Origin of the sequence: Achromobacter sp. (genome assembly GCF_049647645.1) — a bacterium.
Classification (GTDB): domain Bacteria; phylum Pseudomonadota; class Gammaproteobacteria; order Burkholderiales; family Burkholderiaceae_B; genus Achromobacter.
In genome coordinates this window covers 1-12,636 of record NZ_JBARYB010000043.1, presented here as the reverse complement: position 1 = coordinate 12,636, position 12,636 = coordinate 1, and the positions used below count along the sequence as shown (strand labels likewise).

15 protein-coding genes are annotated in these 12,636 nt (G+C 63.4%); 11 read left to right on the top strand and 4 right to left on the bottom strand.

What is annotated here, in order from left to right:
- Positions 1-417: 417 nt before the first annotated feature.
- From WBB14_RS04150 to WBB14_RS04130, 5 genes are all read left to right on the top strand, one after another.
- Positions 418-768: a DUF2958 domain-containing protein gene (locus tag WBB14_RS04150; protein WP_028838249.1), complete on the top strand. Its 351-nt coding sequence runs from the start codon at positions 418-420 to the stop codon at positions 766-768.
- A gap of 65 nt (positions 769-833) precedes the next feature.
- Positions 834-1,112, top strand: a complete 279-nt coding sequence (locus WBB14_RS04145) for a hypothetical protein (protein WP_424238688.1) — start codon at positions 834-836, stop codon at positions 1,110-1,112.
- A gap of 724 nt (positions 1,113-1,836) precedes the next feature.
- Entirely contained in the window at positions 1,837-2,664 is an 828-nt protein-coding gene (locus WBB14_RS04140) for a DUF932 domain-containing protein (protein WP_028838247.1), read from the top strand.
- 64 nt (positions 2,665-2,728) lie between these two features.
- The gene (locus WBB14_RS04135; protein WP_028838246.1) at positions 2,729-4,804 is read left to right on the top strand and encodes a ParB/RepB/Spo0J family partition protein; all 2,076 of its coding nucleotides are present in this window, start codon (positions 2,729-2,731) and stop codon (positions 4,802-4,804) included.
- Between the two features lie 88 nt (positions 4,805-4,892).
- Positions 4,893-5,072 carry a hypothetical protein gene (locus WBB14_RS04130; RefSeq protein ID WP_004355972.1) on the top strand — a complete coding sequence of 60 codons (180 nt, stop codon included), beginning with the start codon at positions 4,893-4,895 and terminating at the stop codon, positions 5,070-5,072.
- A 174-nt stretch (positions 5,073-5,246) separates the two neighbouring features.
- Here WBB14_RS04130 and WBB14_RS04125 read toward each other — a convergent pair whose 3' ends face one another.
- Entirely contained in the window at positions 5,247-5,912 is a 666-nt protein-coding gene (locus tag WBB14_RS04125) for a hypothetical protein (protein ID WP_004355974.1), read from the bottom strand.
- 892 nt (positions 5,913-6,804) lie between these two features.
- Between WBB14_RS04125 and WBB14_RS04120 the strand changes: the two genes are divergently transcribed.
- Complete coding sequence (locus WBB14_RS04120; protein WP_004355976.1) at positions 6,805-7,119, top strand: DUF736 domain-containing protein; 315 nt, start codon at positions 6,805-6,807, stop codon at positions 7,117-7,119.
- Between the two features lie 105 nt (positions 7,120-7,224).
- On the opposite strand, the gene WBB14_RS04115 is transcribed toward WBB14_RS04120, so the two are convergent.
- The 3 genes from WBB14_RS04115 to WBB14_RS04105 are packed head-to-tail and all read right to left on the bottom strand — an operon-like array spanning position 7,225 to position 8,957.
- Positions 7,225-8,061 carry a macro domain-containing protein gene (locus WBB14_RS04115; RefSeq protein WP_004355978.1) on the bottom strand — a complete coding sequence of 279 codons (837 nt, stop codon included), beginning with the start codon at positions 8,059-8,061 and terminating at the stop codon, positions 7,225-7,227.
- A gap of 33 nt (positions 8,062-8,094) precedes the next feature.
- Complete coding sequence (locus WBB14_RS04110; protein WP_004355979.1) at positions 8,095-8,658, bottom strand: TIR domain-containing protein; 564 nt, start codon at positions 8,656-8,658, stop codon at positions 8,095-8,097.
- An 8-nt stretch (positions 8,659-8,666) separates the two neighbouring features.
- A complete protein-coding gene (locus WBB14_RS04105; protein WP_004355982.1) occupies positions 8,667-8,957 on the bottom strand; it encodes a helix-turn-helix domain-containing protein in 291 nt (96 codons plus the stop codon).
- A gap of 243 nt (positions 8,958-9,200) precedes the next feature.
- Here WBB14_RS04105 and WBB14_RS04100 point away from each other — a divergent pair, with 243 nt between their 5' ends.
- The 5 genes from WBB14_RS04100 to parA all read left to right on the top strand — a co-directional run.
- A complete protein-coding gene (locus WBB14_RS04100; protein WP_004355984.1) occupies positions 9,201-9,551 on the top strand; it encodes a DUF2958 domain-containing protein in 351 nt (116 codons plus the stop codon).
- Between the two features lie 324 nt (positions 9,552-9,875).
- Positions 9,876-10,649: a DUF2285 domain-containing protein gene (locus WBB14_RS04095; protein WP_004355986.1), complete on the top strand. Its 774-nt coding sequence runs from the start codon at positions 9,876-9,878 to the stop codon at positions 10,647-10,649.
- Between the two features lie 83 nt (positions 10,650-10,732).
- Complete coding sequence (locus WBB14_RS04090; protein ID WP_424238687.1) at positions 10,733-11,026, top strand: helix-turn-helix transcriptional regulator; 294 nt, start codon at positions 10,733-10,735, stop codon at positions 11,024-11,026.
- 26 nt (positions 11,027-11,052) lie between these two features.
- Positions 11,053-11,910: a replication initiator protein A gene (locus tag WBB14_RS04085; protein WP_424238686.1), complete on the top strand. Its 858-nt coding sequence runs from the start codon at positions 11,053-11,055 to the stop codon at positions 11,908-11,910.
- 253 nt (positions 11,911-12,163) lie between these two features.
- A partial coding sequence (gene parA / locus WBB14_RS04080) for a ParA family partition ATPase (RefSeq protein WP_424238146.1) occupies positions 12,164-12,636 on the top strand: 473 nt, incomplete at its 3' end.

The following is a 12,636-nucleotide window of genomic DNA, read 5'->3' as shown; positions in this document are numbered from 1 at the left end:
TGATGGCGGACACTTCGGCTACGATTCGAGCGTCACTCAGGACACCCGCGCAACGTGTCCGCCATCGCCTGGAACGCTGTCCGCGATGGAAATGGAATCACTGTCCGCCATCAGTGGAATGCGCAGCCTGCTCTGACCACGGGGGCTTCGGCCCCCTTTTTTTGCTCCGCCCAGCGGTGCAACTCCGGCCCTCGCGGGCCTGCGCGTGCTGCGCACTTGCCGAAGGCAGGTCTGCGTGGGTGGTGGGGTGGGGCGGTCTTGCTGTTCCCTTCATCGTGCCACGGCGTTCTCGCCGTCAAGGGCTGCGCGTGCAAGCACGCTGGCGGCCTCCGGCCGTCTTCGACCCCTGACCGCTTGCGCTGCGCCGTGACCCGGAGGTGACGGGCAATTCCGCCCGGCAATCTTCAGGAGTTCACCATGAACAACGCACTCATCACCGATGAGCAGCGCGTGATGCTGCTGGCCAATGGCCGCGAATCCTTGCAAAACCCGGACTTCGATCCGGAGCCCGTAGTCAAGCTCTTCACGCCGGACGCCGGCGCGACCTGGCTGCTGACCGAGATTGATCCCGACGACCACGATCACGCCTTCGGCTTATGCGACCTGGGCTTGGGGATGCAGGAACTTGGCTGGGTCAGCCTGGGCGAGTTGGCGACTGTGCGCGGTGGGCTGGGCCTGCCGATTGAGCGTGACCTGTCGTTCGGCGCCGAGAAGCGCTTGAGCGCCTATGCGCGCGATGCGCGCCTGGCTGGGCGGGTCGTCGTTTGACCCGGCCCTTGGAGCGCCGCAAGGCGCTCCTTGCACTTTCTCAACCGTTACAGGAAATCAATGCCATGAGCAGCCATCACGACTACATCATTGAAATCACAGCGCAGCACGATGAACTCAAGCCATTCGCGCCGGAGAACGGCCAGCCTTTGCGCTTCAAGATCGGCGACGCGGTGATTTACACGAACGATGCCGGCTTGCAGTTCCGGCTCCGTGTCACCGGGTTCTACCGACCTGCCGAACCTTCGGGGCTGTACGCGCGCGGCGCGCGCTATCTGCTGAACTCGTGCTCGCCGTGGATGCCGGTTTCGGAATCCACCCTGCGTCCTGACGACTCGGCCTGAAGCCTTCGCGCCCCTGACGGGGCGCTCCGCGCTTCGCTTGCCTCCAGGGGAAAGCCCTGCGGCCTATCCCCGCCGCGCAGGCTTGGCGCCCCTCAAAGACCGCCGAACCGGATGCGCCGGATCGGCCATATACCAATCGCAGTTCCAGCAGCAGAGGCCGCTCCTCGATGCTTTGCGCATGAGGGCCGTCCTGGGCGTGGTGTTCGTTGAGGATTGCAGTCTGGGCGTCCCCGGCCAAGAAACATGGCCGGTCGCGCTGTCGTGCTGCGCATCGAGCCACCTGCGGCGTCTCGCCCCATGTCGGGCTTCCATCGTTCCCTCGCTCCGCTCGGCTGACGTCTCCGGCCCGGCTTCCAGATCCGGGCCTGCGCGCTTCGCTTGCCATGCGGTCGGCGCACAGGATGGCCGTTGCCTGTTCAGCCGTCTCCCCTGACTCCATCACCTTGCTCGCGACTGTAGCCCGCGGCCATGTGCCGTCAAGGCGCGCAGGGCCGTGTCCTCGGCTGCGCCTGCGGGCCGCACCCACCCTGCGCTTGTTTCCTTGACGGCCCCCGTCCGCGCGCTCCTGACCGTCGCGGGCGATGAACTCAGGAAAGACGGTGGCAACGAGGCCAACCGGGTTCTTCGTGCCGACCGCACCGAACAGCCGAAAGGCTGGGCTCCGAATCTTGGAATCCGGTGTGCGGTGTGAACAGCAACCCCCTTTTTTGTCAGGAGAAAGATCATGCAACTCGCATCCCGTTTCGCTTCCCGCTCCCCGTCGCTGCGCAGCGACTCCCCGCTGTCCGATGACCAAATCCGCCGCGTGGCCCCGTCCATCTTCGCGGACGCCCCACATGAGAGCCGTTCCGAGCGGTACAGCTACATCCCCACCGCCGCCGTGCTGACCGAACTGCGCAAAGAAGGCTTCCAGCCTTTCATGGTGACGCAGACCCGCGTGCGCGATGAAGGCAAGCGCGAGCACACGAAACACATGCTGCGCCTGCGCCACGCCAGCCAGATCAACGGCGCGGAAGCCAATGAAATCGTCCTCCTGAATTCCCATGACGGGACGAGCAGCTATCAGATGCTGGCCGGGATGTTCCGTTTCGTTTGCAGCAATGGCCTTGTCTGCGGCGACACCGTGGCCGATGTGCGCGTGCCCCACAAAGGCGACGTGGCCGGACACGTCATCGAAGGCGCTTATCAAGTGTTGGGCGGCTTCGAGCAGGTGAAGGCATCGCGCGACCTGATGCGCGGCATCACGCTGGACGATGGCGAATCCGAAGTGTTCGCCCGCGCCGCGCTGTCCCTCAAGTACGACGACCCGGACAAGCCTGCGCCCATCACCGAATCGCAAATCCTGATGCCGCGCCGGTTCGACGACCGTCGCCCCGACCTGTGGAGCGTGTTCAACCGCACGCAGGAAAACTTGACCAAGGGCGGATTGCATGGCCGCGCCGCGAATGGCCGCAGGCAGAGCACGCGCCCGGTGCAGGGCATTGACCAAAACATCCGTCTGAACCGCGCCCTGTGGCTGCTGGCCGATGGCATGCGCGCCCTCAAAGCCTGATCCGTCCCCCGCCGGAGGGGCGGTTTCCCCTCCATTCCTTGTTTCATTCGATTGGAGATACACCATGAACGCCATTACCCAAACCGAAGCCCGCGCCATCAACACCGCCGCCGCTATTCCGCTGGAAGCCGCCGACCCGAGCAAGAACCTGATTCTGGTTCCCCTGTCGCGGCTGGTGCTGCGCCCCACGGGGCGCAACGTGCGCAAGACCCCGCGCATGTCCATCCCCGAACTGACCGCGTCCATTCAGCGCGTGGGCTTGCTGCAAAACCTGATCGTAATCGCCGCCGCCGATGGCGAGCATTACGAAGTCGTGGCAGGTGGCCGTCGCTTCGCAGCCCTCAAGCTACTGGCAAAGAAGCACCGCATCGCCAAAGATTGGGAGGTGCCTTGCCTGCTGGTAGCCGATGGCACCGCCCGTACCGCCAGCCTCACCGAGAACGTGCAGCGCGAAGCCATGCACGCGGCAGACCAGTTCGAGGCGTTCGCCGCGCTGGTGGCCGAAGGTCGGCCCATCGAGGACATTGCGGCGGATTTCAGCGTGACGCCGCTGGTGGTGCAGCGCCGCTTGAAGCTGGCGAACGTCTCGCCGCGCCTGATGGCCGACTATCGCGCCGATGCCGTCACACTCGATCAATTGATGGCCCTTGCCATCACCGACGACCACGCCGCGCAGGAAAGCGCGTTCTACGATGCGCCGACTTGGCAGCGGCACCCGTCCAACTTGCGCGAACGCCTCACCGAGCGCGAGATTGACGCGAACCGGCACCCGCTGGTGCGATTCGTGGGACTGGATACCTACGAAGCCGCAGGCGGTGGCGTGCGCCGTGACCTGTTCGCGGAAGGTGACGCGGGCGTGTATCTGATCGATTCCGCGCTGCTGGACAAGCTGGCACAAGACCGGCTGGCGGGCATTGCCGCCGAGGTGAAGGCCGAGGGCTGGGCCTGGGTGGATGCCACGCCGGGCGTGACCCATGCCGACCTGCACGTCTTCCAGCGCGCACCGAGGGAACGGCGCGAGCCGTCCAAGCGCGAGGCGCAGCGCATCGAGCGGCTGCAGGAGAAGATGCGGGCCATCGGTGAAGCCGTGGATGCGGCGATGGATGCCGACGACGAGGATAAGGCCGACGCCTTGCAGGAGGAAGGCGAAGCCCTGGGCGAGCAGTTGCAGGCGCTGGAAGATAGTTTGCAAGGCTACGGCTCGAACGTGAAGGCTGCAGCCGGTGCCATCGTCACCATCGACCGTAATGGCGAGGCCGTCATTCATCGCGGCCTGATGCGCGAGGCTGAGGCCAAGGCATTGCGCACGCTGGAACGGCTGCGGCAAGGTTCCGGCGGCGAGGATGCCGATAACGATGACGAAGGCGAGGACGGAGACGACGACAGTCAGCCCAAGACCGCAGCCATGTCCGACCGGCTGGCGCAACGGTTGAGCGCCCATCGCACCGCCGCGCTGCAAATCGAAGTGGCCCGGCATCCGCAAGCGGCGCTGGCTGCCGTGGTGCATGGCATGGTGCAGACTGTCTTGCAGGGGAGCCATTACGGCCACAATCTGCCGCTGGGCGTGCGCCTCACGGTGCAAGACCGACTGGAAGGCATGGCCCCGGACTGGCCGCAATCGCTTGCCGCCGTGGCGCTGCGCGAACTGCAACAGGTGGCCGGTGAAGGCTTGCCGGAGGACAGCGCCGAACTGTTCGCCGTGCTGCTGGCGAAGCCGCAAGACGAGCTGGTACGCCTGCTGGCGGTATGCGTTGCCGCAACGGTGGACGTGGTGACGCCCCGCGCCACGACGCACCAACGCGGCGAGGAACTGGCGCAGGCCGTGGGCCTCGATATGGCCGCATGGTGGAAGCCAACCGCAGAAGGCTACTTCAAGCACGTTTCCAAGGCCGTGATTCTGGATGCCGTGGGCGAGTACGCGCCCGAGCAGGTCAACCGGCTGGCGAAGCTCAAGAAGGCCGACATTGCCAGCGAAGCCGAACGGCTGGCGGATGGCACGGGGTGGATGCCCGCCATCTTCAAGGTCGCAGGTCCGCAGCAGGCAACGCAGCAAGGCGCGCAGGAAGAAGGCCCGGAGCAGGACGCCCCGGAGGATGCAGAAGCAATGGCGGATGAACCCGCCGAGGCGCTGGCCGCTTGACCCGCGCCGAAGGGAAGCGCCCCGGCCCCGACCGAGGCGCTTCGCTAGAAGGAGAACCGCCACCCACACCACCACCAGCCGCCCGCGCATGGCGGCGATCTACGCCCCCGGCACGGTACGCGCCCGCCGCTGGCACGGCGAAGGCGACGTGTGCGGCTATCGTCCGCCCTCGGGCTGGACGGCATACGCCGACCTCACCGACATTCACCCCGTCACGGGCTGCGCCTTGGCGCGGGCCGTGTGGTGGATCATCGAGACGAAGGAATAGCCGCGATCAGCACCGCGCCCAGGCCGCTCCGTCCTGGGCGCGGTGGGCGCAAAAATCCGGGCGCGGCAGTGGCCGCGCCCGGTGTTCAAGGCCAACAGCCGAACGAGAACGCCGCTGCCTACGCTTATGCGCAGGCGGCGTTGGCGTATCACTTGAGATGCCTCGTTGCGTCCATCACACCTTGATCGGGCCAAACATCCCTGTGTAGATCAGCGTCTCCCAGACCTTTTTGATGCCTTGTCCAGTTTCCTGGCTTACGAACAGCGATGACCGGGCACCGTGAGGCGCACCCAGGAAATACGAGCGCATCGACTCCCAGGTCTCGGCGACTTGCGACCACGTCCAGCAGGGGACTTCCTTCTCCAGAAGCAGGGGGACAGCGACAGACAGCGGAATCATGTGGTCTGGGAAAAGTTCTTCCCAATGACACTTGACCAGAATGGGCGTCGTCTGCGGGTTGTAGAACTGCACATCCAGCTTTTCCGCCGTGATGTAGGCCGCGTGGTGGCGGGGAAGTGCCAGAACGGAATCTAAAACCTCTTGGCCATCACCATACGGGCAGGTGATGAATCCGTTGACGAAGAACCTCGTGTGATCCAGCCCCTTGTAGCCGCAACGATCGCTGGGGACGGTGACGGGATGGCGGCTATCGTGATTGCGCACCAGCGGATGCCACGAAGGGTATCGGTCAACGACTGGCCCCAGCCCGTCAGCTATGTCCTCTAGCGCCCTCCTGCTTCGCGCCCGCTGGGCCTCATCGGCGTCCCGGGGACGGGGGACAAGGTACTTCTCCACTTCCTCGTACCCGGCGCGTGCTGCTTCATCTGCTCGGAAGGTCATGATTCACCTCAGTTGGCTATGTTGTGCATGATGGTCGATATTTTTGCATGAAAATGATGTTTTGTGCGCCAAATATATTTGTTGCGCATATGGCAGAATGATGCTGCGACGCTCCTGGGCGTGTCGGTGCCTTGCACCGCCGGGCTTTGCGGGCTGCGCCCCGTGCCGTCTTTGTCGTCACGGCCATTCGGCTCCAATCCCTCACGCCTTCGCGCCTGCGGCGCTGCGCGCTCTACTTGCCTCCAGGGGAAAGCCCTGCGGGCTATCCCCGCCGCGCACAGCTTGGCGCCCCTCGATGCGGCCGAACCGGCTGCGCTGGATCGGCCCGACCAGCGCCCCGCGGCGAGGGGACGGGGTGCTGGTGAACACGCTGGCGCTTTCTCCGGCAGGTTGTGCGGATGCGTACCGTCCTCGACGCTGGCGGTTCCTGCCCATCACGTCACGAAGGACGGTTCACGGACAACCCGCCCGGCATCGCTATGGAGCTTCCACGCCACGCCTCAAAACCGGCGCCGCAAGGTGCGGCAGGGGCGTTCTCGCTTGTCGTTGGGGGAATGACCTGGCCCGCGTCAATGTGCGAGCCGGAGAAGCATTCGTGCGGGGATGTCGAGCCGGCCCTATCTCCTTTCGGAGCGGTTCGGCCCAAAGCATCCTTGTCTCGTTGTGAATCCTGGCGGTGGCGCGGCTGCGCCTCGGGCTTCGTGGCTGCAACCGTCCGGCGAAAACAATTTCCCCTCTGCTGCGCAGATTCCTCGCGGGACAAATTCTTTTCGCCTCCCGGCCCTCCACAGCGTTGCGGCCGCAAGCGGTGCAGCCCGCCCGTCCCCCGCCGGCCGGATCACAACAAGGACGCGATGGGCGCGAACCTTGTTCAACCGAAAGGAGATCCATCATGGCCAACATCGGCACCTTCACCACCGACAAAGACGGCTTCACCGGCACGCTTCGCACCCTGACGCTCAACGTCAAGGTCAAGCTGGTGCCCAACGACAAGGGGGACAACGAGAAGGCCCCGGACTTCCGCCTGCAGGCCGCCGGCCACGACATCGGCGCGGCGTGGAAGAAGACCAGCGAGGCCGGGCGGGAGTACATCTCCGTGACCCTCGACGATCCTTCGTTCCCGGCCACGGTCTATGCCCGCCTGATCGAAGGCGAGGGCGGCACGCACGATCTGATCTGGTCGCGCAGCAAGCCCCAGGCGGCGTGACCGCCGCAGCGTCCCGCCCACGCGGCGGGGCGCTGTGCTGCTGATGCAGTACCTGCCCAGACAGCACCCATGAGCAGCAGGTTCGCCCCGAACTCCTATTGGAGATTACACGCCGTTCCTGGCGGATTTAATATCGAGAAGATTGATCTGGTCAATCTTGTCTTCGTGAATCACGATGGTCAGCTTCGCGGGGTACTTGAATCGCATTTCGCTGATTCTGAACGTCCACAGCATTATCTTCAGGAGATCCTCGTCGGAGATGTTTTTGTGTCCCTTGATCCGCGTTATTCCCGAACCGAAGATCGTGGTAGATACGCTTTGCTGGGCGTAGATGTTGTTTACCTTGTCCCAGAAATTGATGAGAAACTCAAGGTACTCCGGCATTGTCAGCAGCGCCTTGTTGTTCTCGTCGAACTTGGAGAACGCGGTCAGGAGGTAGTCTTTGTATAGGCAGATTGTGCCAATCTGATACCTTTTCTTCTTCCCCTGTTTCCTGGCCTCGTTTTCATCCAGGACTTCGCTGTTATCAAAAGCGTATTCCTCGATGTGACGGTCTAGCTCGGAGAGCGGGACGCCGAGATGCTTCTGGATGAAAACGCCGTTGAGGGAAGTCTCCCCAATTATCTTGTTGTCCACCTGCGTATCGAAATATTCATTGAAGGCGATTGCCTTCAATCCAGGCTGCTGGAAAATATCGCCAGTCTTGATCGCGACATCGCTGCCCTCGACATTGATGTCGATACTGTTTAGGTTGTTCGACCAGAGCCATATCGCCAAGTAGGTGAGTGCCAGTATTGCCAAGAAAGCCAATCCAGCCTTCAGCTTCCACTCGGCAGGGACGTCAACAAAAATAACCACGAATGACAGCGTACCGCTGACGACAGCGGTGACCTCAAGGAATTTCTTGATGACCCGCTTGTCAAAAAAGTTGACCTTCACCATGACGTGGGCCGTTTGCTCCGACGTGCCAAATGATTATGGGTTGTACCTATAGATATCTGGGGTCTTCTTACTCCCAACCATGAATCCACCATCCTGCAAGGCACTCTTAATGAGCGCCTTGTCCATCGGAACATGAAGCGTAGGAACTTTGCTCATCGAATCCCGGAGCACCGGAAGATTTTCCCACAGGTTCTTGACAGCCTGCTTCAATGATCCACCGATAAGCAGGCTTTCCTTGGTGGAATATTCAGGGTAGACGACGATGACGGGTAGCCCCTGGTCGTTGATCCCGTAGTCGATTTCTTCTCGGAGGGCACGGGAGTTGGTCGTGATCGAACTCAATATGAGGATGATGTTCTTCGAGTTCCGAAGGCGTTCCCTAAGTCTCGGTTTCAGGGTGTATTCCCAATCGCTGCCATCACGGACACTGTATGTTTTATCGTGCGAATCGACGAAGGGGAACGTCGCATCAGCGCCTTTCCACATCCGCAGGACATTATAATACTGAAAATCTTTTGTCGCATTGGCGCCCAGCGAGCTGGGATTGAATGGCTCTGCAACATAAAAGGCGGTGTAGTTTCCATTTCTATATGCCATTGCGCTTCTCAATCTCCATCTGAATTCAATACCGCCTCAAGTTCACGGCGCACCTGCGCCAACAACTCCTCGGCCTTGCTCGTGCTGTCCCCGGCATAGGCCAGCGTCAGCAGCGTGAGCGGATGCACTTCCATGACCTTGCACAGCTCGGCCAGCTTGTTCAAGGTCGGGCTTTTAAGGTCGCGCTCAAGGGTGCTCATGTAGGTGCGGCTCGACACGTCCGAAAACGCTTCTTGGCTCAAGCCCCGCGCTTTTCTGACCGTCTTCAACGCCTTCGCCAATGAGTACCGAGCCGCCACCTATGGTTTCCCTTCGAAAACCAAGATGACAGCTTATTGCGCTCTATAGAGCTACAATCTATAGTGTTCATCTTATGTTATTTTCCGGTTTCGTGACTTTACGGAAATCCGCATCGGCGGGTTCCAGCAAAGCCACGCAAGCGCATCCGTGCTTGAGCACGAAGGCGCAAATCCGGTTTCGCGGTTCTGCGCTTCGGCGTGAAACCGCATCCGTGCATCATTGGACTTGTGGGATTTCCGACCATGCCCCAGCCACTTGCCACCGACTCGGAGCGTGCGCAACTGCTCGCCAACGGCAAGGCCCGCGCCGCTGGCGAAACCATCGACCCGGTGCCTGTGGTTCGACTGTTCACGCCGGACGCGCATATAACCTGGCTATTGGCCGCGCTCGATCCCGCCGATGGCGACACCGCCTGGGGTCTCATCGACCTGGGGATCGGGATGCCGGCGCAAGGCACCGTCAAGCTGTCCGAGCTGGCCTGTATCGTCGGGCCGCGCAAGCAGCCGGTGATGCGCGACCTCTATTTCCAGCCCACGCGCACGCTGGCGGAATACACCCGACTGGCCGAGCATGACGGAGCTATCCCGGACTGAATACGGCCGGCGGGACGCCGCCTACTGTGACTTTTTCAGTCTGACGTCATGCCGGGACGGTCTCAATCGGCATTGTTGCGGCATACCCCAGTCAGTCTGATCCAAATAGTCATGATCTCCTGCGCCTGCTGCGCCAGGCTGGCCTGTACGGCGTCCCACGATCGGGGCGCTGCCGCCGCAGCATTGAGACGGAAACCGCAGCGCTTCGGAGTCGATCGGTCTTGCCAACGCCTATCCAACTTTTTCACCCATGACGTTCGGACGATGGCGATGTAGCACGTAGTCCTGACGCGGCGGCGATTCCTGTTCACAGGAGGAGGCGTCATGGTCGATCCTCATCACGTCGCGCATTGGTATCCGACTGCGGCCTACCTGTACGTCTTGTGGCTGGACGCGCTCGCGCTGGCTTGGGAGTACCTGCGCCGTCATCCCGATTACCGCCTTGACTGGCTGCGCCACCATCGCCGACCGGAAAGCACACAGCAAGCGGCGCATCGCTGGGGCCTGCGCCTGCTGGAAAATCCGGCGCTGGACGCGCGTGACGCGCATCCAGCCTGGTTGCCCGGCCATGCCGCTGTGGTGCAGCTCTATCCCGATGCCGATCCGCCACTCGATGCCACGGTTTTCGCGTTCTGGCGCATTCCCGGCCACAAGCAACTGCTCCACGACGGCAAAGGGCTGGCGCTGATCGCTCGCAGCCCAGGCCATTGCTTGCGCTTCGCGCTGGCGCCCGGCCTGGAAGACGGCATGGCCGTCGCCTATGCCCATCGCGGCGGTGCTGTTGCGCCTGCGCGCAGTCATTCGCTGGGCACGGCCCTATTCATCGTCAATTCCCGGCCAACGCCCGCCGCATTGCTGGAGCTGCACACCTTGCAGGCGCTCGACGCAACCCTTGCGGGCGCGTCCTTGCGCGAGGTTGGCGAAGGCTTATTCGGTGCGGATGCTGTGGCCGATTGGTACGCCGACGGAGGCCTGCGCTCCAAGGTGCGCCGCCTGGTGCGGCGCGGCGATGCGTTGATGCGCAACGGCTATCGCTGCCTAGCACAGCTTCCGCCGCTTGAGAAGGGCCGTTTCGAAGGCAACGCAAAACGACCCTGAGCAGAAGGGCCGCGTCTTCTGAGACTGCCTCCATCCGGTTGCGCTGTGTGGCCGGGCGTTTTCAACCGATGGAGGTTCACACCATGCGTCCCGCTCCCTTGCGGCCCTCTGCAACAGTTTCGGCCACTGCCTCGACCGCTGCCCCGCAGCCCCAACGCTATCTCACCAACGACGAAGCCGCCGAGTACCTGCGCCTGTCGCCGCGCACGCTGGAAAAGCAGCGCGTGATCGGCGGCGGCCCGCGCTTTCGCAAGTTCGGCCGTCGCGTCATGTACGCCGTGGCCGACCTCGATGCCTGGGCTGCCGACCGCAGTTTCGAGACGACTTCCGATCCCGAATACGCCGAGCACCACTCGGCCGACAGTCGTGCGCGCTGATCGGCGGCGCGCGGCAGGCCATCGCCATGTCCAGCACTGCGCTGCCGCCCCGGCAGCGGCCGTTGCAGGAGCGCGAACAGCTCGACCTGTTCCGCGCCTTGCCCGGCGACATGGCGCCGCGCGACAGCCAGGACTTGATGGCCTATCCGTTCTTCTCGCTCGGCAAGTCCAAGCGGGTCAAGCCCATCGACTTCCGTGCGGGCAACGTCACGATCCGCGTGGAAGGCACGCAGGAGCACGGCATCGCCACAATCTGGGATGCGGACGTGCTGATATGGGCGGCCTCGCAGATCGTGGAAGCGAAGGACGCGGGCCTGCGGCCGTCGCGGCTGATGCGCGCCACGCCCTACGAGATCCTGCGCTTCATCGGGCGCGGCAAGTCGCTGCGCGACTACCAGCGCCTCAAGGCCGCGCTCGACCGGCTGCAATCGACTACGGTGGCCACGTCCATCCGCGAGACGACCGGGCGGCGCCTGCACCGTTTCTCGTGGATCAACGAATGGAAGGAACTGGCCGATGCCCGCGGCACGCCGCTGGGCATCGAGCTGATCCTGCCGGACTGGTTCTATGCGGGCGTGCTCGACACCGCCTTGGTGCTGACCATCGACCCGGCGTACTTCCGGCTGACCGGCGGCATCGAGCGGTGGCTGTACCGCCTGGTGCGCAAGCACGGCGGCAAGCAGGCATACGGCTGGCAGTTCGACTTTCGCTACCTGCACCAGAAATCCGGCAGCACTGCGAAGCCCTACGACTTCGCCTGCGACCTGCGCGCGCTGGTCGCGCGGCAGTCGCTGCCCGGCTACGTCCTGGGCATCGAGCGGATGCCGGACAGCGGCATGGAGCTGCTGACGTTCCGACCCGTGCCGCATACGGCACGGGGATAACTCCGGGAAAGCCTGTGGATGGTGTCGTGCTATCAGGCGTGCGGGGTATCGTGCTATCAGGCGTGGGACTATCGTGCTATCAGGCGTGCCGATCGGCCGCAAACCCGCTCCAGCATTGGGTTTGCGCGCTCTCTAACTTCCCTAACTTAATTTCTCTAACTTTTAGTAGAGAAACGCCGCTGCGGTGGACAACCACCACGCGGCCACAAGCGCAGCAGCAAAAGCCAGGCTTTCCAACACGGAGGGCCGCGCCATGATCGTCGCTCTGCTCAACCAGAAAGGCGGCGTGGGCAAGACCACGCTCGCCACGCACATCGCCGGCGAGCTGGCGATGCGCGGCCAGCACGTCGTCCTGTTGGACGCCGACCCGCAGGGTTCATCGCTGGACTGGACGCAGCGCAGAAGCCAGCAAGGCTTGCCACGGCTGTTCAGCGCCGTGGGCCTCGCACGCGAAACGCTGCACCAAGAGGCGCCAGAACTCGCCAGGCGGGCCGATCACGTCGTCATCGACGGCCCGCCGCGCATCGCGGCGCTGGCGCGCTCCGCGCTGCTGGCGGCCGAGCGCGTGCTGATCCCGGTGCAGCCCAGCCCCTACGACCTGTGGGCCAGCGCCGAGATGGTGGCGCTGATCCGCGAGGCGCAGGTGTTTCGGCCGCTGCTCCGCGCAGCCTTTGTTATCAATCGGCGCGTCAGTACCACCGTGATCGGGCGCGAAGCGCGTCAGAC